22 protein-coding genes are annotated in these 20,279 nt (G+C 63.6%); 8 read left to right on the forward strand and 14 right to left on the reverse strand.

The window, feature by feature from the left end; all coding sequences use genetic code 11:
• Positions 1-33: 33 nt before the first annotated feature.
• Positions 34-966 carry a 2-hydroxyacid dehydrogenase gene (locus RT582_RS11685; protein WP_104097775.1) on the reverse strand — a complete coding sequence of 311 codons (933 nt, stop codon included), beginning with the start codon at positions 964-966 and terminating at the stop codon, positions 34-36.
• A gap of 117 nt (positions 967-1,083) precedes the next feature.
• Here RT582_RS11685 and RT582_RS11690 point away from each other — a divergent pair, with 117 nt between their 5' ends.
• Positions 1,084-1,320 carry a DUF2789 domain-containing protein gene (locus RT582_RS11690; protein WP_014819944.1) on the forward strand — a complete coding sequence of 79 codons (237 nt, stop codon included), beginning with the start codon at positions 1,084-1,086 and terminating at the stop codon, positions 1,318-1,320.
• Between the two features lie 54 nt (positions 1,321-1,374).
• On the opposite strand, the gene RT582_RS11695 is transcribed toward RT582_RS11690, so the two are convergent.
• Complete coding sequence (locus RT582_RS11695; protein ID WP_191122078.1) at positions 1,375-1,770, reverse strand: DUF3597 domain-containing protein; 396 nt, start codon at positions 1,768-1,770, stop codon at positions 1,375-1,377.
• A 398-nt stretch (positions 1,771-2,168) separates the two neighbouring features.
• On the opposite strand from RT582_RS11695, the gene RT582_RS11700 reads away from it, so the two are divergent.
• The 3 genes from RT582_RS11700 (at position 2,169) to RT582_RS11710 (ending at position 4,163) form a co-directional block, all read left to right on the forward strand.
• Entirely contained in the window at positions 2,169-2,987 is an 819-nt protein-coding gene (locus RT582_RS11700) for an inositol monophosphatase family protein (protein ID WP_313477483.1), read from the forward strand.
• 189 nt (positions 2,988-3,176) lie between these two features.
• Positions 3,177-3,437: a hypothetical protein gene (locus RT582_RS11705; RefSeq protein ID WP_014819947.1), complete on the forward strand. Its 261-nt coding sequence runs from the start codon at positions 3,177-3,179 to the stop codon at positions 3,435-3,437.
• A gap of 312 nt (positions 3,438-3,749) precedes the next feature.
• Positions 3,750-4,163: an HPF/RaiA family ribosome-associated protein gene (locus tag RT582_RS11710; protein WP_014819948.1), complete on the forward strand. Its 414-nt coding sequence runs from the start codon at positions 3,750-3,752 to the stop codon at positions 4,161-4,163.
• A 40-nt stretch (positions 4,164-4,203) separates the two neighbouring features.
• On the opposite strand, the gene RT582_RS11715 is transcribed toward RT582_RS11710, so the two are convergent.
• Positions 4,204-4,665 carry a DUF3597 domain-containing protein gene (locus RT582_RS11715; protein ID WP_278445322.1) on the reverse strand — a complete coding sequence of 154 codons (462 nt, stop codon included), beginning with the start codon at positions 4,663-4,665 and terminating at the stop codon, positions 4,204-4,206.
• 97 nt (positions 4,666-4,762) lie between these two features.
• Positions 4,763-5,131, reverse strand: a complete 369-nt coding sequence (locus RT582_RS11720) for an STAS/SEC14 domain-containing protein (protein WP_003299292.1) — start codon at positions 5,129-5,131, stop codon at positions 4,763-4,765.
• A gap of 296 nt (positions 5,132-5,427) precedes the next feature.
• Between RT582_RS11720 and RT582_RS11725 the strand changes: the two genes are divergently transcribed.
• Positions 5,428-7,023, forward strand: a complete 1,596-nt coding sequence (locus RT582_RS11725; RefSeq protein WP_313477485.1) for a methyl-accepting chemotaxis protein — start codon at positions 5,428-5,430, stop codon at positions 7,021-7,023.
• 94 nt (positions 7,024-7,117) lie between these two features.
• Here RT582_RS11725 and RT582_RS11730 read toward each other — a convergent pair whose 3' ends face one another.
• Positions 7,118-7,468 (reverse strand): peptidylprolyl isomerase, encoded by a 351-nt coding sequence (locus tag RT582_RS11730; protein ID WP_278362789.1) that lies wholly within the window; start codon positions 7,466-7,468, stop codon positions 7,118-7,120.
• Positions 7,469-7,553: 85 nt separating this feature from the next.
• On the opposite strand from RT582_RS11730, the gene RT582_RS11735 reads away from it, so the two are divergent.
• Positions 7,554-7,781 (forward strand): hypothetical protein, encoded by a 228-nt coding sequence (locus RT582_RS11735; RefSeq protein WP_044314139.1) that lies wholly within the window; start codon positions 7,554-7,556, stop codon positions 7,779-7,781.
• On the forward strand, positions 7,778-8,065 hold the full coding sequence (locus tag RT582_RS11740; RefSeq protein WP_023443783.1) for a cell division protein ZapA: 288 nt from the start codon (positions 7,778-7,780) through the stop codon (positions 8,063-8,065). Before RT582_RS11735 ends, RT582_RS11740 begins: the two co-directional genes overlap by 4 nt.
• 9 nt (positions 8,066-8,074) lie before the next feature.
• On the opposite strand, the gene glpD is transcribed toward RT582_RS11740, so the two are convergent.
• The 7 genes from glpD to RT582_RS11775 all read right to left on the reverse strand — a co-directional run bounded on the left by glpD (position 8,075) and on the right by RT582_RS11775 (position 17,754).
• Positions 8,075-9,610, reverse strand: coding sequence for a glycerol-3-phosphate dehydrogenase (gene glpD / locus RT582_RS11745; protein ID WP_313477488.1), 1,536 nt, complete (start codon positions 9,608-9,610; stop codon positions 8,075-8,077).
• 532 nt (positions 9,611-10,142) lie between these two features.
• The gene (locus RT582_RS11750) at positions 10,143-10,901 is read right to left on the reverse strand and encodes a DeoR family transcriptional regulator (RefSeq protein WP_179484482.1); all 759 of its coding nucleotides are present in this window, start codon (positions 10,899-10,901) and stop codon (positions 10,143-10,145) included.
• Between the two features lie 133 nt (positions 10,902-11,034).
• Positions 11,035-12,543: a glycerol kinase GlpK gene (gene glpK, locus RT582_RS11755; protein WP_179484481.1), complete on the reverse strand. Its 1,509-nt coding sequence runs from the start codon at positions 12,541-12,543 to the stop codon at positions 11,035-11,037.
• A gap of 12 nt (positions 12,544-12,555) precedes the next feature.
• Positions 12,556-13,437 (reverse strand): MIP/aquaporin family protein, encoded by an 882-nt coding sequence (locus RT582_RS11760; RefSeq protein ID WP_104097783.1) that lies wholly within the window; start codon positions 13,435-13,437, stop codon positions 12,556-12,558.
• Between the two features lie 233 nt (positions 13,438-13,670).
• Entirely contained in the window at positions 13,671-14,435 is a 765-nt protein-coding gene (locus tag RT582_RS11765) for a YoaK family protein (protein WP_104097784.1), read from the reverse strand.
• A gap of 75 nt (positions 14,436-14,510) precedes the next feature.
• Complete coding sequence (locus tag RT582_RS11770; protein WP_104097785.1) at positions 14,511-16,871, reverse strand: SUV3 family DEAD/DEAH box RNA helicase; 2,361 nt, start codon at positions 16,869-16,871, stop codon at positions 14,511-14,513.
• Positions 16,872-16,965: 94 nt separating this feature from the next.
• On the reverse strand, positions 16,966-17,754 hold the full coding sequence (locus RT582_RS11775) for an ion transporter (RefSeq protein ID WP_313477492.1): 789 nt from the start codon (positions 17,752-17,754) through the stop codon (positions 16,966-16,968).
• An 87-nt stretch (positions 17,755-17,841) separates the two neighbouring features.
• Here RT582_RS11775 and RT582_RS11780 point away from each other — a divergent pair, with 87 nt between their 5' ends.
• Complete coding sequence (locus RT582_RS11780) at positions 17,842-18,591, forward strand: DUF72 domain-containing protein (protein WP_313477494.1); 750 nt, start codon at positions 17,842-17,844, stop codon at positions 18,589-18,591.
• On the opposite strand, the gene RT582_RS11785 is transcribed toward RT582_RS11780, so the two are convergent.
• Together RT582_RS11785 and RT582_RS11790 are read right to left on the reverse strand one after the other, a co-directional pair.
• Positions 18,588-19,184: a hypothetical protein gene (locus RT582_RS11785; RefSeq protein WP_313477496.1), complete on the reverse strand. Its 597-nt coding sequence runs from the start codon at positions 19,182-19,184 to the stop codon at positions 18,588-18,590. The genes RT582_RS11780 and RT582_RS11785 overlap by 4 nt on opposite strands.
• 169 nt (positions 19,185-19,353) lie before the next feature.
• Positions 19,354-20,217 (reverse strand): SDR family oxidoreductase, encoded by an 864-nt coding sequence (locus RT582_RS11790; RefSeq protein ID WP_313477498.1) that lies wholly within the window; start codon positions 20,215-20,217, stop codon positions 19,354-19,356.
• Positions 20,218-20,279 lie beyond the last annotated feature (62 nt).

The raw sequence follows: 20,279 nt of genomic DNA on the forward strand, positions 1-20,279 counted from the left end.
CCGCTTGCTTATGTCCGGTTGTCGCAGTCGCGCTCAGTAGCCGCGGCTGCGCTCCACTAGATCATGCAGCGGTTCGCCGTCACGCAGCGCTTGCAGGTTAGCGGCGACGATCCGGGCCGCGCTGCGCATGTCCGTTGCGGCTGCGATGTGGGGCAGCACGGTCACCTGTGGATGCTTCCAGAACGGATGCTCTGCCGGCAGCGGCTCGCTGCGAAACACGTCGAGCACCGCATGGCCGACCTGGCCACATTCGAGCGCCTGCAGCAGATCAGCCTCGACCAGGTGCCCGCCCCGTGCGAGGTTGACCAGCCCGGCGCCGGGGCGCAGAGCTTCGAAGAAACGCCGGTCCAGCAGATCGCCAGTCTGTGGCGTCAGTGGCAGCAGGTTGATGACAATGTCGCTGCATGCCAGCAGCGGCCAGAGGGCATCCATGCCGTGCTCCAGCGCGACGCCCTCGGCGGCGCCGCTGCGAAGCTTCCAGCCGGTCACGCGGTAGCCCTGGGTGACCAAGCGCTGGGCACATGTCCGGCCCATCTGGCCCATGCCCAGCAGCGTCACCTGGATTTCGTCAGCCCGCCGCTGCGGCAGTTGACGCCAATCGCAGGCGTGCTGCTGCCGGGCGTAATCGTAGAAACCCCGATGCAGCGAGAGTGTTGCCCACAACGCAGTTTCGGCCATGGCCGCGCTCATGGCCGGGTCGACCATGCGTGCCACCGGCACGTCCGGCAGGCTCGGGTCGCTGAGCAGGCGGTCCACGCCGGCCCAGAGCGACTGGATCAGCCGCAGGTTTGGCAAGCCTTGCAGCAATCCCGCGGGTGGGTTCGCGACCACCGCCGCGGTGATCAGTCCCGCGTTCTCCGCCGTCGCGGACAGGTGCCAGCGGGCTTGCGGCAAGGCGCGCTGCAGCTCTGCGAGCCAGGCGTCGCGCTCGTTATCGTCGAAGCTGCCGCAGAGCAGGATGTCCATGCAGTCATTCCTCATCGGTCCAGGCGGAACTGTAGTCAGCCGCAGAGTCTCTGAATAGGCAAGTAGCGGAACGCGCGACGCGCCTTTCAGCCTGTTGACGAGCCTAAGGAGAACATCATGGAACTACCCAACAAAGACCTCGGTACTCTGTTCGAGCAGCTGGGTCTGGCGTCAGACCCGGCGAGTATCGATGCATTCATCGGCAAGCATGGGCACCTGCCGGAAGACGTTCGGCTGGCCGATGCGCCGGTCTGGAACGAGTCGCAGCGCGCGCTGCTGCGCGATGAGTGGGTCGAGGATGCGGAGTGGGCGCCGATTGTCGACGAGCTGAATGTGCGCATGCACGAGCATTGATCACCAGGCGAGCTGCCGCAATCGCTGCAGCTCGCCTGTCGCCCTCGAGGCAGATCAGTCCAGCAGATCGGCTGGTACGTTGCCGCCATTCTCGGCCAGTTTGTTCAGCACCGCCTTGTGCAGCCACATGTTCATCTGCGCTGAATCCCCCATCTTGTCAGCCGGGCAACCCAGCTCGGTAGCCAGTTCCTTGCGCGCGGTGAGACTGCTGTCCAGGCCGAGCAACTTCAGCAGGTCGACGATGGACGTGCGCCAGTTGAGTTTCTCCGGGTGATTCTGCGCCATGCTGTCGAGCTTGGCCGCGACGTCCACCTGGTCCACTGCAGGGCCCGTGGGGGCGCCGGCACCGCCTGTGGAGGCCTCAGGTGGTGTGGTGGGCGCTGTGCTGTCGGGTGCGGCATGTGCCTGGCCGAGGCCGATCTTTTCCAGTATCGAGTTGAACAAGCCCATGGGGATCTCCTGTCTGCGTGAATGATGAGCTGTGGCTCGCAGATTAGGACCGCACGTGTATCGATTCGTCGCGTCCGTATTGAACGGGGCGTTCCGGCGAGTGGCGTGGGGAAATTGGGCTTTTGGGCGCCCTGGGTGGACCGAAGTCATTCATCGTCTTGCCCAGTCGATTCCCTGCATCGCTCGTGCTGTAACAGGCGCATGTCGAGTGGCCTGTTTGGCAGGTTCAGTTGGTCAATTTCGGCGCCCATGGCCCCGATACCGCGTTGCTGCTCCTTGCCATAGCCCCGCTATGACTCGTCGCAGCGCCTTGTCTCGGAGCCCTGATCATCAGAACTTGCCTCAACCAACTCACCAAACAGTCCACTAGAATGCCGCTTTTGTTTCAGGAACCGATCATGAGCGAGTCGACCCAGCAAGACCTCGATATCGATGCCCGCTACGCCTGCGCCAGGAGTCTCGCACTGGAAGCCGCGCAGCTGGGCATGGATTTCTATCGGCAACGCGAGACGCTGGATGTCGAGCACAAGGGCAACGACCGGCAGGATGTGGTCAGCATTGCCGACAAAAGCATCGAAGACTTCATTCGCGCACGCCTGGCCGAGCGCTTCCCGCAAGACGGCTTTCTCGGCGAGGAAAGCGGCTCGGCCGACCTCATGGCCCGCTGTGTGTGGGTGATCGATCCCATCGACGGCACCGCCTGTTTCGTCAACGGTCTGCACAACTGGTGCGTTTCCATCGGGCTGCTGATTGACGGGAAACCCCACATCGGCGCGATCGCCGACCCCAACCATGACGAACTCTTCCATGGCTGTCTCGGCCGCGGCGCCTATGTCAACGAGACACCCATCACGGCCAGCGCCGCCAGCCATCTGCGTGATGGCCTGACCGGCGCGGGCACCTTTCACCCGCGCGGCAAGGAGCATTTCATTCCGTTTCTGGAAAAGCTGCTGGCCGAAGGCGGCATGTTCATCCGCAATGGCTCCGGCGCGCTGATGACGGCTTACGTCGCCGCAGGGCGACTGATCGGTTACTACGAGACCGAACTCAAGAGCTGGGATTGCCTGGCCGGGCTGGTGCTGGTGGCCGAGGCGGGCGGGCTGCGGAACGATTTCTTCCGCAACGATGGGCTGCTCAGGGGTAACCCCTATCTGGTGGCGGCGCCCGGCGTGTATCGACAGCTGGCCGAGCTGATCGGCCCTTCGCTGGATGGCTGAGGCGTTGCGCGTTCGTCAGTCGAGCGTGCACTGCCAGGCCCGAGTCGGGCAGCCTGTGCTATACCGTTCTGACGCGCTGGGGCCGGCGAAACGGCCCTGTTCATCAGGGGGGGGGGACAATCGGCGGCCCATCAGCCTGAGCCAACCTGCGTGATCTGATGGCTGCCCGCACAAAGCGAGGTAACGATCATGACCATGATGCAATGCACCCACCGCGACCACCTCATCACCGCCGAGGTGATGGAATATCCCGGCACCCCGACACCCTGGGCTGGCGGTTGCCGGATTACCGATCCCGCCGGGCACGTGACTCGCCGTATGCCGCTACCGCTCGAGCATGCGTTCATGGACGAGCTGGAAAAGGCCCAGCGACTGTCCATCGCCCATGGCAAGTGGCTGGTCGATCAGCATCTCGATCACGGCCGCGAGCTGTTCCAGAAGGCCGCCTAGCACTGCTCGAAGCGTCTTTTCATGCGTCGGATGTCCATCGTCCGACGCATGCCTTGAGCGCGCCGAGTGAGCGTGCGGGTTCTTCGTTCCTGCACACACAATTCGCTTCGCAATTGCCAGCGCACGAATCTGTACCGTTTGCGGCAGGAACGCCGGCGAACCGGCTAAGTTTCGGATAGCAAAGCGAAAAGTGCTGACGGGCAGGACTGCGTCGGCGGCATTTTGCCCGTTGCTTAATAAGTGAAACGGTGGCATAGCTATCACCAAGCCACCGGAAACGGTGGTGCTCATAAGCGGAAGTAAGGACGACTTATGCAAATCCAGGTTCACAGCGATAACCACATCGAAGGCAGTGCCCGTCTGGCTGATTGGGTCAGTGCCAGTGTCGCAAGCAGGCTGGACCGGTTCGACGACGAGCTGACGCGCGTCGTCGTGCACCTCAACGACGAAAACGGTGACAAGGCCGGCGCCCATGACAAGCGCTGCCAGATCGAAGCGCGGCCGAAGGGGCTGCAGCCGATCTCCGTCACCCACAAGGCCGAATCGCTGGAGTTGGCGATCGACGGCGCGGTGGACAAGCTGAACAATGCGCTCGCTCACCAGTTCGGCAAGTTGCGTAGCAAGCGCTCCGGAGCCCAGCCGCAGATGATCGATGGCGCGGTGGCCGAGCGTGACGCGCTCTTGGAGGAAGATTTCCTCGCGGACGAGCAGGTCCGCAATTCATAAGCCGTAAGCAAGGGCCTTCCTCGGAAGGCCCTTCACACATCTAGTGCAGCAATTCCGGCGGAATCCTGCCGCCATTTTCGGCAAGCTTCTTCATCACCGCCCGGTGCAGCCACATGTTCATCTGCGCCGAGTCCGCCATCTCTGCCGGCGGGCAGCCTAGTTCCGTAGCAAGCTCCCGGCGTGCTTCCAGGCTGCTGTCCAGCCCGAGCAACTTCAGCAGATCGACGATCGAGGTGCGCCAGTTCAGCGCTTCCGGGTGCGCCGCCGCCTTGGCTTCCAGTTGTGCCACCACATCCACGCCACTCGTCGTGGCTGATGACTGATTCAAGTCCTGGTGCGGCGCGATAGTCGCGTTGTCGGTGGCGGTGGGCCTTTCTCCCAGCGTGATGCCCTCGGCGCTCGAGCGGGTAGCGTCGGCTGGTGGTGCATCAGCCTTGTGTTGCGCCTCGTTGGAGGCATCACCCAGGCCGAGCTTGGCCTTGATCGTATCGAAAAGTCCCATGTCCGTTCTCCTGACTGTTGATGTCCATATTCGACAGCAACCCAGGACAGACCATTCGCTCCCGCAGGTCGGTTAATTGTCGGCCTGGCGTGGCCCCTCAGCCGTGCTCCAGCCATGCGCTGGCTTCGGCTTCCTGGTGCAGGTCGAAGGCCTTGATGGTCAGCCCGGGGATCAGCGCGCCTTCCACCTCGCTGGCCTTGCGCAGCCATTCCTTGCCGGCGACCACCGCGCAGCGGTCGAAACGGCGTATGAAACGGAACAGGTGCGGCAGCCGTGACAGCTCCACGCCGACAGCGCCGAGCGTAGGCAGGTCGAAGTCGCCGATGCGATAGAGCATGCGGCCATGGCTGATGCCTTCGGATTTGAACAGCAGGTCATCCAGCGCAGCGCGCATGGCCTGACTGTCCAATTTGCCGGAGAAGTCGATATCGATGCGGTTTTCGCCTCGGCGCGATACGTGAAACATGCGCAGACCCTCGATTGATCTGTGTTTTATGCGAGTTACCCCGCACACCTGACCATAGACGTTGCGTCGCGACCGGGCCAAAAAAAAAAGGTGCACAAGTGCCGTTTTCGTTGATCTGCGTCAGTACGTGGGGCTGCGTTGCGTGAGCGCCAAAAAGACGCGCAAAGCCAGCAATGGCGCGGCTTGCAGATAGTTGATAAACGGTATCAAGTTGCCCCTGGCGCCGCCGAGAACAGTGTTAGTTGCGACGCCATTCGACGCTGGCATCGCTTTCTCTCCCTGTAGTGGATACCCCCATGACCAGCACCTTGGCGAACGTCATTCAGTCCCTTTTGCGCGGACTGGGTCTGCGCACCATCAACCATCAGTTCTTCTTCTCCTACAGCCTGATCTTCCTGTGTGCGGCCCTGACCGCCGCTGTGCTGTTCATGTCCGCCAAAGACGCCAGCCAGATCGACATGGCCGGAGCCCAGCGCATGCTCAGCCAGAAGATGATGAAGGAAGCGCTGCTGGCGGCGCAGGGCATCGGTGACAAGACCGCCGTCGACAAGACCATCCAACGCTTCGAACAGTCGCATCGGCTGCTGCTCAACGGCGACCGCACCCAGGGCATCGCACCGGTGGAGCTGACCAGTGCACAACCGCACCTTCAGCGCGTCGATCAGATCTGGCAGCGTTATCGGCCCGCCGTACAGGCACTGGCCGCAGGTCAGAGCGCTGACGTGAACGCCATTGCCACCGACTCAAACGACATCCTTGCCGCTTCCAACGAAGTGGTGCTGCTGATTTCCGCTGAAGCCAACCGCAGTGCGTCGCAGCAGCTCTGGGTCGCCCTGGGTTCGACCCTGTGCATCCTGCTGATGGTCGTGCTGGGACGGGTCGCCGGCATGAACTGGCTGATGCTGCAGATCGACGAGCTGCGGGGGCGTCTGGAGAGGGTCAGCCAGGGCGACTTTTCCGCGCCGCTGCAGGTGCGGCACGCCGATGACGAGATGGGCATGATCACCCTGGCGTACAACCGCCTGCTGGGGCAGGTCGGAGAGATGATCCGCGGTGTGCGTCTGGCCGCTGACGAAGCCGATGGCCAATGCGTGCGCATGGCGAATCTGGCCGGGGACAGCGCGCGCAACGTCGAAGGGCAGCAAGCCGAGATCGATCAGGTCGCCACCGCCATGAACGAAATGCTCGCCACCTCCCAGGGAGTCGCGCGCAGCACGGTCGAGGCCGCCAATGCCGCAGATGTCGCTGAGCAGGAGACCAACTCTGGCAGCGCGGTGATGAATGAGTCGGTCGGCGCCATCCGCACCTTGAGCGGTCATGTCGACAGCCTGTCCGATGTGATGCAGCAGCTGGTGCAGGACAGTCACGAGATCGGCAAGGTGCTGAACGTGATCAGCGGGATCGCCGAGCAGACCAACCTGCTGGCGCTGAATGCGGCCATCGAGGCGGCGCGTGCTGGTGAGCAGGGCCGGGGTTTCGCGGTGGTTGCCGACGAAGTCCGCAGCCTGGCCAGCCGCACGCAGAGCTCGGCCAAGGAGGTAAGCGTGCTGGTCGAGCGCTTGCAGAGCCAGGCCACCCGCGCGGGTACGGCCATGGATGCGTCGCGTCAGAGCAGCTCGGTGACGCTCACCCAGATCGAGGCGGCGCAGCATGCGCTGGGGCAGATCGTCGGCGCGGTGCAGACCATCCGCGGCATGACCAATCAGATCGCCACGGCGGCCGAGGAGCAGTCGCAGGTGGCCGAGGACATGAACCAGTCGCTGACGCGCATCGCTCAGGTCGCCGATCAGGCTGCCGGGGTTACCCACGACACGGCTGCGTCGGGCAATACCATCATGCAGAGCATGAAAGGTCTCAAGGCACTAACCGGGCGTTTCCGTCTCGAGGCGTGATCAGGTCGGCGTGAATCGGGGGAGGGGAATGCTGGCGGAGGGCGCCTGTCCGGCGCTAGGGCATCCCCGCCCATGAGGGCGGGGACTGGGGTAATCAGTCCTGACGGCTGGTCACTTCCAGCAGGTGATAGCCGAACTGGGTCTTCACCGGGCCTTGCACCTGATTGAGCGGGGCGCTGAATACGACGGTGTCGAATTCCTTGACCATCTGACCCGGGCCGAATGAACCCAGGTCACCGCCCTGACGGCTGGAAGGGCAGCTGGAGTTTTCCTTGGCGACCTCGGCGAAGTCGGCACCGCCTTCGATAGCGGCTTTCAGTTCGTTGCACTTGGCTTCGGTGGAAACCAGGATGTGGCGGGCGGTAGCGCGTGCCATGGGGACTCTCCTCTTCGAATAGGCTGCCGAGGCTACCGCAAACCGGTGGCATTGGCGACCGGACCGCATGGCATTGAAGGCTTAATGAAGGCCCCCGGCGGCCTTCCTTTCGGGTACTCTCGCGCGCTTTTTCATCGGACCCGGAAAACGCTCCATGCTTGATACCACCCTTGCGCAACTTGAAAACGTCATCAACGATCTGCTGCAACGCAACCAGAACCTGAGCGAGCACTGTGTTTTGCTCGAGCAGCAGCTGCAGCAGGCGCGTGAGGAAAACGACAACCTGCAACTGGCTGCGCTGGAGCAGGAAGACAGGCAGGGCGCTACCCTGGCGCGGCTGCAGGCGCTGGTGGAGCGTGCAGCTGGCAGTAGCGCCGCATGACGGCGGATGGCGTTCAGGTGCTCAGGGTATTCGGCCGCGAATACTCGTTCCGCGCACCGCCCAGCCAGGATGCTCTCCTGCAGGAGGCGGCGGCCTTGCTGCAGCAGCATCTGGCCGACAGCCAGCGACAGTTTCCCAACGCCACGGGCGACAAGCTGCTGGTGCTCACCGCACTGAATCTCTGCGTGCCGCTGCTGCAACAGAACGAGCAAATGCAGGATGTCGAGCAACGCATCGCCGCCAGCGTCGCCCGTATCAATCAGCAGCTCGCGGCGCAGGGCTGAGCGGCTGCCTCAGGCTGCGTCGCTGCTGCGCGTGGTTTCGCTGACCGGGCGCTCTGTCAGGTAACGCTGCAGGCGAGCCTTTTCCGGCTCGCTGAAGGCCAGCCCGAGTTTGGTGCGGCGCCAGAGGATGTCATCCACCTGGGTTGCCCACTCTTCGCGCCGCAGGTAGTCGACTTCCTGCGCATACAGCTGCTGGCCGAGGTCTTCGCCCAGTGCATCGAGCGAGCGCGCTTTGCCCAGCATGCGCCATACCCGATTGCCGTAGAGGGTTGCCCAGCGCTTGGCCAGCGGCAGTTTCAGCCCCTGTACCTTGGCCACCAGCTCTTCGGTGAGTGCATCGGCCGTGCTCATGCCTTCACCGCCAGGCAGTGCCGCCTGCGCCGTCCAGCTTTCACCCATAGCCGGGAAGAACGGCTTGAGCTGCGCCATCGCCGACTCGGCGAGCTTGCGGTAGGTGGTCAGCTTACCGCCGAACACCGAAAGCAGCGGTGCCTGCTTTTCTTCCGCCGCCAACGACAGGGTGTAGTCGCGGGTAACCGCGGACGGGTTATCCGATTCGTCGTCGCATAGCGGCCGGACGCCGGCGAAGGTATGCACGATGTCCCTGGGCTCGAGTTGCTTGCGAAAGTGCGTGTTGGCCACGCCCAATACGTAGGCGATCTCTTCCTCGCTGATGCTCACCTTGGCCGGGTCGCCACGGTACTCGCGATCGGTGGTGCCGATCATGGTGTAACGATCCAGGTAGGGGATGGCGAAGACGATGCGCCGATCCTCGTTCTGCATGATGTAGGCCTGCTCACCTTCATACAGCTTGGGCACGATGATGTGACTGCCCTGAATCAGGCGGATGCCGTACGGCGAGCGCTGCTGCAGGTTTTCGCCGATGAACTGTGCGACCCAGGGACCGGCCGCATTGACCAGTGCCTTGGCCTTTAGTGAGAAGCGGCTGCCGTCCTCGCGCTGTAGCTCGACATGCCAGATGCCGCCAGCACGCTTGGCGCTCAGGCATTGGGTGCGGGTATGGATATGCGCGCCTTTCTCCCGCGCCGCCATGGCGTTGAGCACCACCAGTCGCGCGTCGTCAACCCAGCAGTCGGAGTATTCGAAGCCGCGGGTGATGGCTGGCTTCAGGGGGCTCTCACTGCCGAAACGCAGGCCCCGCGAAGCCGGCAGCTTCTTGCGCATGCCCAGGTTGTCGTAGAGGAACAGGCCGGCGCGGATCATCCACGCCGGGCGCAGGTGAGGACGGTGGGGCAGCACGAAGCGCATCGGCTTGACGATATGCGGCGCCTTTGCGAGCAGCACCTCTCGCTCGGCCAGCGCCTCGCGAACGAGGCGGAATTCGTAGTGTTCCAGATAGCGCAGCCCGCCATGAATGAGCTTGCTGCTGGCCGATGACGTATGACTGGCCAGGTCGTCGCGTTCGCAAAGGAACACCGATAGCCCACGGCCGGCGGCATCGGCCGCGATACCGACGCCATTGATACCGCCGCCGATCACGGCGATGTCATAAAGCTCGGAGACGGGCTGGGCAATATGGGACACGGGTTCCTCCTCGAATACGAATGCGATGTTCGTTTTTGAACATGCTATTCGTGAATGAACATTATTGAAAGCGGATAATGTTCGAAATCGATAAAAGGAATGTCATCAGGGAGGCGAGGTATTGCGATAGGTGACCCTGTTCCCTCACCCCCGGCCCCTCTCCGGGAGGGAGAGGGTGTGATCGCGCGGACGCTCCGCAGCTTCGTCTGGCAGCGCTTAGTCGTTGGTCGCTTTCAAAAGGGAGCGTGGAGTGTTCGTGGCGCTGCTTGGCATCTTCGACTTGTACCGCTTCGCTTTGCCTTTCCCCTGCAAAGAGGGGAGTGATCGAGCGGTCACTTGGCATCGTCGTCTGGCAGCGCGTTCTGCCTGCTCGCACGGAGGGAAGAGGGGGGCTAGCGGTGTCTGGGAATTTTCGTCTGGCAGCGCTTCGCTTTTGCTCCCTCTCCCTCCGGGAGAGGGCTGGGGTGAAGGCCGGCGTACCGCGGAGTGGCCAAGCCTGAGCGGGGCAGGCGTGCTGGCAGTTGCGCTGAATCTACTCGGCGATTTCCAGCTGCACCTTGTGGCGGGCCAGAAGTTCGGTGAAGACCTCGGAAGGAGCCGAGTCGGTGAACAGGCAGTCGATCTGTTCCAGCGAGCCCAGGCGCGTCATGGCGCTACGGCCGAACTTGCTGGAGTCCGCTGCCAGAAACACCTTGCGTGCGTTATGGATGATCGCCTGGGAGACGCGGACTTCCTGGTAGTCGAAGTCGAGCAGGGTGCCGTCCTCGTCGATGCCGCTGATGCCGATCAGGGCGAAGTCGACCTTGAACTGGCTGATGAAATCCGCGGTAGCCTGGCCGACCACGCCGCCGTCGCTGCGCACGTTGCCGCCGGCGATCAGCACGTCGAAGTCTTCCTTGGTGCTGAGAATGCTCGCCACATGCAGGTCATTGGTGATGATCTTCAGGTCGCGGTGGTTGAGCAGGGCGCGGGCGATGGCCTCGGTGGTGGTGCCGATGTTGATGAACAGCGAAGCCTGGTCGGGAATGCGTGCGGCCATGGCCGCGGCGATGCGCTGCTTTTCGTCACGCATCTGATGCGCGCGCTGGCTGTAAGCGGTGTTCTGCACGCTGGAGTCATAGGCCGCGCCGCCGTGGTAGCGCCGCAGCAGGCCGGCATCGCCCAGTTGGTTGATGTCGCGGCGAATGGTCTGCGGGGTAACGGCGAAGTGCCGAGCCAGCTCGTCGATGCTCACATAGCCGCGCTCGCGCACGAGTTCGAGGATGTTCTGCTGCCGGGGCGCCAGGCTCATGAGGCTTCCTTGTTCGCTGTTGTGCGGGAAGCATGCCGGAGTCTGGCGTTCGGTTAAAGCGCGTTTTGTTCGAATTCGCACAATGCTGCGCCGGCCTGCGAATCACTCGCAGGCCGGCGCAGGGCGCTATCGCTCAGTCTTCTGCCCAGTTGCGGGTACGCTCGACCGCCTTCTGCCAGCCGCGATAGAGCGCTTCGCGCTGTTCGCTTCCGCACGCCGGTTCGAACACGCGTTCGATGCTGCTCTTGCTGCGCAACTCGTCGAGGTCACTCCAGAAACCGGTCGCCAGCCCGGCCAGGTAGGCCGCGCCGAGGGCCGTGGTTTCCTTCATCTGCGGGCGCTCCACCTGGGTGCCGAGCAGGTCGGCCTGGAACTGCATGAGGAAGTTGTTGGCCACCGCGCCACCGTCCACGCGCAGAGCGCGCAGACGCTCGCCGGCGTCCTGCTGCATGGCATCGAGCACGTCGCGGGTCTGGTAGGCGATGGATTCCAATGCTGCACGGATCAGGTGGTCGACCTTGACCCCGCGGGTCAGGCCGAACAGCGCGCCACGGGCGCGCGGATCCCAATAGGGCGCGCCGAGACCGGTGAACGCCGGCACCAGGTAGATGCCATTGCTGTCCGGCACCTTGGTGGCGAAGTATTCGGAATCCAGCGATTCGTTGAGCACCTTCAGCTCGTCACGCAGCCACTGCACGGTGGAGCCACCGTTGAAGATGGCGCCTTCCAGCGCGTAGTTCACTTCGCCACGCGGCCCGCAGGCGATGGTAGTCAGCAGGCCGTGCTCGGACTGCACTGCCTTGGTGCCGGTGTTCATCAGCAGGAAGCAGCCGGTGCCGTAGGTGTTCTTGGCCTGGCCCGGCTCGACGCACATCTGGCCGAACAGCGCGGCCTGCTGGTCGCCGGCGATACCGGCGATGGGAATGCCGGTGCTCTGCCCGGAGCCGATGTAGGCGTGGCCGTAGATCTCCGACGACGAGCGCACCTCTGGCAGCATTTCGCGGGGGATATCCAGCGCTTCGAGCATCACTGGGTCCCAGTCCAGCTTGTGGATGTCGAAGAGCATGGTGCGCGAGGCGTTGGTGTAGTCGGTGACGTGGGCCTTGCCCTGGGTCATCTTCCAGATCAGCCAGCAGTCGACGGTGCCGAACAGGAGCTCGCCACGGCGGGCGCGCTCGCGGCTGCCCTCGACGTGATCGAGAATCCACTTGATCTTTGTGCCGGAGAAGTAGGGGTCGATCACCAGTCCGGTGGTCTGGCGGATGTGATCGTTCATCCCGTCGCGCTTGAGCTGGTCGCAGATCGGCGTGCTCTGGCGGCTCTGCCAAACGATGGCGTTATAGATCGGCCGGCCAGTGATCTTGTCCCAGACGATGGCGGTCTCGCGCTGGTTGGTGATGCCGATCGCCGCCACCTGCTCGTTGGTGATGCCGGCCTGGGCCAGGGCTTCGACGAACACGCCGCTCTGGGTCGCCCAGATCTCCATGGGATCGTGCTCGACCCAGCTCGGTTGCGGGTAGATCTGCGCGAATTCGCGCTGGGCGATGGTCACCACGTTGGCGTTGCGGTCCAGCACGATGGCGCGGGAACTGGTGGTGCCCTGGTCGAGGGCGACGACGAATTGCTTGTTCTGATTGCTCATGGCGACGTTTCCTTAGCGAACTTTGCTGATGTCGGGCTGGGCTGCGCGCATTTCGGCAGAGGCCTTTTCCTTGGGTTCTGGTACATCGCAGGCGGCCGAGCCAACCCCTGGCAGGTGCCGGCAGATAAGTGCCTTGTAGCCTGCGGCGCCGAGGCAGGCGCCGAGAATCGGGGCGAAGATCGGGACGAGGAAATACGGGATGTCTCGCCCACCGGTGAAGGCCACGTCACCCCAGCCGGCAAAGAAGGTCATCAGTTTAGGCCCAAAATCCCGAGCGGGATTCATCGCAAAGCCGGTCAGCGGTCCCATTGCGCCGCCGATCACGGCGATCAGCAGGCCGATCAGCAGGGGAGCCAGCGGGCCGCTTGGCAAGCCGTTGCCGTCGTCGGTGATGGCCATGATCATCCCCAGCAGGATGGCAGTGATGACCACCTCCACCAGAAACGCCTGGCCGAAGGACAGCGAGGCGTGCGGGTAGGTGGAGAAGATCGACGCGAGTTCGAGGCTCTCGACACTGCCGCGAACCATCTGCTGGGCCTGTTCGAAATCGAAAAACAGGCTGCTGTACAGCCCGTAGACCAATGCTGCGGAACAGAAGGCGCCGGCCACCTGCGCCAGGATGTAGGCCGGAACGCGGTGCCGCTCGAAGGTACCGAACAGCCACAGGGCGATAGTGACGGCCGGGTTCAGATGGGCACCGGAGACGCCGGCGGCCAGGTACACCGCCATCGAAACGCCGATGCCCCAGATGATGCTGATTTCCCACAGCCCCAGGTCGGCACCGCCGAGCTTGAGCGCTGCGACGCAGCCAGTACCGAAGAAGATAAGCAGGGCAGTGCCGAGAAATTCGGCGATGCATTGTCCCTTGAGCGTCGGGACGATGGGCGTACTCATGCGCGGAGCCTCGTTCGTTTGTTTTTGTTTTATTCCGAGCACTGCGTTGGTTCGGAATTGTTCGGAAACGAAAACTTAGAGGCAAAGAATGCAGCTGTCAAAGTAAAAATTCGAACATTTTACGGGCGAGCTGCGGGAACAAATGAGGGTGCTTGCTGTCGCCGCGGTCCCGAGTCTTCGCCGTGACCGATGAAGCCTTGCCGACCTGGATGGCGTTGGAAACCGTCGGTGTCTTAGCGCCGACGCCGCCAGAGACGCCAGCCGAGCAGCAGATCGTCGGCCATTGGCACCAGCGCCAGTGCCAACAGCAAGGCGGCCAGCGGCACCGTGGCAAGAAAGCCGAAATGCTTGAAGCCGACGGCGCCGCTCAAGCCGCCAACGAAGAAGCTCATCACCATCAGCAGGTTGGTGCGCAGGCGCTGTCGATTGGCCCGAACTGGGGGCAGGTCGTCGTCATGCTTGCGGTTGAAGTAAATCAGCCGCCCGAGCTCGATGCCGATGTCGGTCACCATGCCGGTGATATGGGTGGTGCGCACCTCGGCGTTGGAAAGCTTGGTGATGATCGCGTTCTGCAGGCCCATGATGAAGCACAGCAGCACCACGGTCAGCGGCACGAAGAAACCCGGAACCGTCATCAGCCGTGCGCCGAGGATGCCGAACAGCAGCAACAGCGAGGCTTCCAGCGCCAGCGGCAGGGCGTACTGGCTGTGCAGGCGGCGGCGCCGCGAGAAGTTGATCATCAGCGTCGAGCAGATGGCGCCAAGGACGAACGAGAGCAGGGCGCCGAAGCCAGCCAGCGCCAGATCGATGGCCCCGAGGGCGAGGTTGTCGGCCATGGCCGACACGATACCGGTCATGTGCGAGGTGTACTGCTGGACGGCGATGAACCCGCCGGCATTGGCGGCTCCGGCGACGAAGGCGAGGCACAGGCCGAGCTGACGATTGCCATGGGCGGACCGACGACGGTCGGTCAGGCGGCGGGCATAGTTGATCGGCATGGCAGGCTCGCGCTCGGCAGCAAAGCGGCGATTATAAAGCGCCCGATCGGGTGGGATGGTCGCCGGCGACCATGCTCAGCGTCGCCGTCCCGCTTTGCGCCCGCCACCACGTCTTGCAGCCCGCGGCTTGCGCTGGCGCGACAGTTCGCGGGTGATGGCGTCGTTGAGCAGCTGGCGGGCGTCTTCACCATCCTCGTGTTCGGGGAAGTGCTCGGGCAGGCTGCGGGCCAGATGCAGGTAGGTTTCCACCACATGCAGGGTGCTTTCCAGGCTGGCCAGGTCGCTGCCGAGCAGCAGCTTGGGCATCGGGATGGCGTGGCCTTCGGCGACCCGTTTGATCCAGCGCTGTGCATGCTGGCTGGCCGGGCTGTCGAAGCCGCCGCGAATCGGCGTGCAGGCGAAGGTCCAGCGCAGCCACAGCGGAATCTTCGGATCGTCGATCAGCTCGATCCACTCGGCCAGTTCGTCCGGCAGTACCGATATGAACGCCTCGCCGTAGTTGATGTTGCGGTTGAAGGTCAGCCAGGACCGCAGCAGGCTCGGCTCGCCCATCAGTTCGGAAATGGCGGACAGGTGATCGATGGACGGGCGCACCTGGAACTGATTCAGGTCCACCGGCGCATCCGGGCTGTTGAACAGGCGGCGGATGGACTTGAGCGTCTGCGGGTCGAGTGCGGTGATCTCGCCGCTGTCGTGGTGACCGAAGCGCCCGGCGCGGCCGCCGATCTGCTTGACCTCCTGCACCTTGAGCTGGCGATTCTGGATGCCGTCGAATTTCTCATCGGTATAGAAACACAGCGTGTGCGCTGGCAGGTTGAGGCCCATGCCCACCGCGTCGGTGGCGACCATGATGTCCGCCTCGCCTTCGCGGAAGCGCCGCGCCTGCTCGCGACGCACCTCGGGTGAGAGCGCACCGTAGACCACCGAGACGCTTTTGCTGGCACTCTCGAGCATGCCCTTGAGCTCCAGCACCAGCTTGCGGCTGAACGCCACCAGCAGCGAGCCGGGCTCCAGGCGCTCCAGCGTGGTGGCGTGCCTGGCCACCTCCACTGGCGACAGGCGCTTGGTGCGCTGCACCTGCAGCTGGTCCTCGCAGAGTTCGCAGAGCGTGCGCAGCGATGGCTCGATCAGCGCCGGGCCGGTCATCATCAGCTTCGGCGTATGGGCGCTGACCAGCGCATCGACCCAGGCCCAGCCACGTTGCGGGTCGGCCATCATCTGTACTTCGTCGACCACCACCACATCCCAGTGCTGGTGGCGGAAGCGGGCAAACTCCTCCACGGTGCAGCAGAAGTGTGTGGCGCCTTCGCGGATGATTTCTTCCTCGCCGGTGACCAGCGAGCAGGGCACGCCCATGGATTCGATACGCTCCTGATTTTCCAGCGCCATCAGGCGCAGCGGCGACAGGTAGATGCCATGCTCGGCGGCGGCCATCGCCTCGATGGATCGATGCGTCTTGCCGCTGTTGGTCGGGCCGAGCAGGGCGATCCAGCGCCGCGTCAGGCGCCGGGCCGGGTAGAGCTTGTGGTAGTGGACGAAGCGCGGGTTGTTCTCCAGCAGCACGGCGAACGCCATCTTCTCCTCATGCTCGCGGCGGGCGGCGCGAATCGCCTTGCGCATGCGGCCGGGTTCGAGGGTGAGGAGTTCGGTAAGTCGCTTGTGACCGAGCAGCTGCAGGTCGAAATCGCCGGCCAGCTCGAGCATGCGTTCGAAAGTGGCCTGCAGCTCGTCGCGATCCTGGCGCTTCCACGCCTCGACTTCCGCCACGCTGAGCAGGTGATCCTGACCGGCCGGGATACGGCGCTGCAGTTCGACCACGAGACTGCCGTGTTGCAACGGCACCAGGTAGCGCAGCTCGTGGCGGATCTCGTTGAGCGTGGCGACGGCGTGCGGCAGAAATTCATCGACCCGTGGCAGTTCTGGGCGGATGCGCGCCAGACACCGCTGCCGCTCGTCCTCGTCCATTTCGGCGAAGGGCCGTTCGAGCACCTGCAGCCGATTGCGCACATAGCGCTGCACGGCCTGTTTCAGGTTGTCGGCGAAATCGTCGCGCCGCGGGCTATCGTCCAGACGCAGCGCCCAGTCCGGCTCCAGCAGATGGACCGGCGAGCCCAGGCTGAAGGTCTTCTCGCTGCCGAACACATCCACGCTGCAGTGGATCTCGCCGAGGTCACGGCTGACGACCCGATCGAGCAACTCGTCTGCAGCAGGTGCCGCCAGCAGTTCATCCACCGCCTGCCCATGCAGCCCCAACCAGAACGCTTTGGCCGCGCGAGCCAATCCGACGATGGGATAGCCGACGTACGGGGTGAACCACTTTTCCTGGTGATGCTTCTTCGCGGTGAATTCCGGATATCGCGCCGTTGCCCAGTCGAGGAAGCGCGCCAGACGTTCGAGCCTGATGGATTTGAACTGCTTGCCCCCGGTCTTGGCCATGATCGACACCTTTGCTGATCAGTCTTCTTTGTACGACTCGCGTTGCGCTCGTTTGCTCGCCAGACTGTGCGCCTTGGTCGACGATACGTACAAATCAAACCCCTCGCTTTACGGCATCGCCATCGTCACGGCGATCGTCCCCCAGCTGCAGCTTCAGGCTGCGCACTTCTTCAGTCAGGCATTCCACCTGTACCAGTAGTCGCTGCAGGGTTTCGCGGTCGGCCAGCTGGTCACGGTTGTCTTCCTCGTTGCGGTCGGCGACGAACAGCGAACCGATGTAGGCCGCGAAGCTGCCGAACAGACCGACTCCGGACACCATCAGCAGCACAGCGACGATGCGGCCCAGGGTGGTGACCGGATAGAAGTCGCCGTAGCCGACCGTGGTCACGGTGACGAACGCCCACCACAGCGCCTCTTCCGGCGTGTTGATCGAGCTCTCTGGGTTCGGCGCTTCCACCAGCAGCATGGTCAGCGCGCCAAACGCTACCAGCAGCATGGTTGCCGTGGCGGCGGAGGCGACGATGCCTTCGGCGCGGTTGCGGAACAGGATGCGCCAGATCAGCCGCAACGACTTGATCGCCCGCAGCACCCGCAGAATCTGGAAGGCCCGAAACAGCTTGGCCGCCTGCAACCCGCCGGCAGGCACGCTGGCCAGCAGGTCGATCCAGCCCCAGCGCATGAAGCGCAGCTTGTCGTCGGCTTCCTGCAGGCGCATCCAGAAATCGATGAAGAAAAAGACGCACACGATGTTGTCCAGATACCCAAGCAACGTCGATACGTCGTCGGGCAGGTCGAACACCAGATCGGCCACCAGCGCACCGATCACGTAGACCGATAGCAGCAGGATGAAGATCTGAAAGGGTGTGATGGCGCGCTGCTTCATGAGTCAACCGGGTTCGTGGGGCAGGTGGGCGCGAGTTTAAAGCACACCGCGGTAATCGGGCCGGAACGATGGGCAGGAATGTTGGGGATGGAAGTGCGCAAGATGATTGGTATCGGCTGTGCCGGCTGGAGCTTGCCGCGCGAGGCGTGGCCGGCATTCGCTGAGCAAGGTACGCACCTGCAGCGCTACAGCGGAGAGCTATCGGTGGTCGAGATCAACAGCTCGTTCTACCGAACGCATCGTCCGACCACCTATCGCAAGTGGGCGGCGAGCGTGCCGGAGGACTTCCGCTTTTGCGTGAAGATGCCCAGGCAGATCAGCCATGAGCTGCGCTTGCGCGAGTGTGACGAGGCGCTCGAGCGCTTTCTCGGCGAATCGACCGAGCTGGCTGAAAAGCTCGGCTGCCTGTTGCTGCAATTGCCGCCATCGCTGACCTTCGAGCCTTCAACGGCGGAGGACTTCTTCGCTGCCATGCGCGCGCGCTACGACGGTGCACTGGTACTCGAACCGCGGCATGCGAGCTGGCTGGACGCCGGTGAGCTGCTCGAGCGTTGGCGTATCGCACGGGTGGCGGCAGATCCTTCGCCAATTGCAGGAGCAGAGCAGACGGGCGGCTGGTCGGGCATGCGCTACTACCGACTGCACGGGGCGCCACGCATCTACCATTCTGCGTACTCGGCCGAATGGCTGGAGCGGCTGGCTGGTGAGTTGCGGACTTGTGCTCGGTCCGGCGTGCCGTGCTGGTGCATCTTCGACAATACCGCCAGCGGCGCTGCGGTTAGCAATGCGCTGGCGCTGCAGGCGCTGCTGGCAGACGAAACCGCCTGGTCGCCCTAGCGCGGGATGATGCGTACGCGACCCGCGGTGTTGTCGCGCCGGGCAGCCTTTTCGTTTTCCGCGCGGCCGGGAATCGAGCCGAGATCCGCACCGCGATCCGGTGTCGAGCTGCCGTCCAGTTCGCGCTCGTCGACGCTGATCGAGGTGGCGTCCGGGTAGCCGGTGGTCAGCGTCTCGGTGCTGGCGGTCACCGGGGTGGCATCGTCGTCGCCCCACTTGGCGCTGCGCTCGTCGATATCGATGGCGCCGTTGCGCTCCATGACACGCTCGACTGCGGAAACCCGGCTGTCGTCCTCCAGCGTTACGGTGACGATGGTCGATCCGCGGCGGGCCGCTTCGGGGTAACGACCGGCATGCTGGCTCGATCCGTCGCCGAAGACCTTGTGAAAGAAACTGCCGATCTTGTCGGCCACTGTTGCGTCTTCACCCGGCTCTTCGCCGACCACTTCCACACGGCTGCTGTCGACGGTGTCGCTGTTGAAGGATGCCGATATCTGGATGTCGTCGCTGGACACTCCCTCGCTCACGAGTTCGGCTTTCACTTTCTCTGCTTCGGCATAGCGGTCGAAAGCGGCAATTAGAATCTGGGTCATGACTTTACCTTTCATATGCAGCGAGGCTGCGGTGGCGGGCGTCTGGACCGATAGCGGTCAACGCATGGGTACTGATCGTTGGGCGCGGCGAGCCGCACGATGGTTCCGTGCGGACTCATTACCCGATGCTTCGCCTGGAGCCGCGCCGGCCCGGGCTTTCCACCGCCGGCTAGCCGTTGACCACCTTGCCGCCATTGATATGAATGGTCTGGCCACTGATATAGGACGAGTCCTCGCAGGCCAGATAGACATAAGCCGGACCCAGTTCGGACGGCTGGCCGCAGCGGCCCATGGGCATCTGGCTGCCGAAGTCTTCGAGCATCTGCGGGTCGTGCTTGCCGAGCGACGGCGGCTGCAGCGGCGTCCAGATCGGGCCTGGCGCGATCTGGTTGACGCGGATCTCGCGCTCGATCAGTTGCTGTGACAACGCTCGGGTAAAGCCATCGATGGCGCCCTTGGTCGAGGTGTAGTCCACCAGCAGCGGGTGACCGATAAAGGAGTTGATCGAGGTGGTGTTGATGATCGACGCGCCGGCCTGCAGATGGGGCAGGGCGGCACGGGTGAGATAGAAGTAGCCGTGGATGTTGGTGGCGAAGGTCTTTTCCCACTGCTCGTCGGTGATGTCCTCAAGGCGGGTCTGCACCTCCTGGCGGCCGGCATTGTTGACCAGCACGTCCAGCCCGCCGAAGGCCTTCACAGTTTGTTCGACGGCATCGTTGCAGTGGCGGCTGTCGCGGATATCGCCTGCGATCAACAGGCAGCGCTGGCCTTCGGCTTCCACCATGCGCCGGGCGTTTTCGGCGTCCTCGTGTTCGTCGAGATACATGATCGCGACGTCCGCGCCTTCACGGGCGAAGTGCACCGCTGCCGCGCGACCGATGCCACTGTCGCCGCCGCTGATCAGCGCGACCTTGCCGGCCAGCTTGCCACTGCCCTTGTAGCTGTCGCGGATGAACTCGGCCTGCGGGTGCATTTCGGCTTCGCGACCGGGCAGGCGGTCCTGCTGCTGAGCGGGAATCTTCGGGTAAGCCATACGTACTCCAGACCTGAAATGGGTTCTGTAGGTACGGCTGGCGCTCGCCTGGAAAGTTTCGC

The organism is Stutzerimonas kunmingensis, assembly GCF_032106285.1.
GTDB lineage: Bacteria > Pseudomonadota > Gammaproteobacteria > Pseudomonadales > Pseudomonadaceae > Stutzerimonas > Stutzerimonas kunmingensis_B.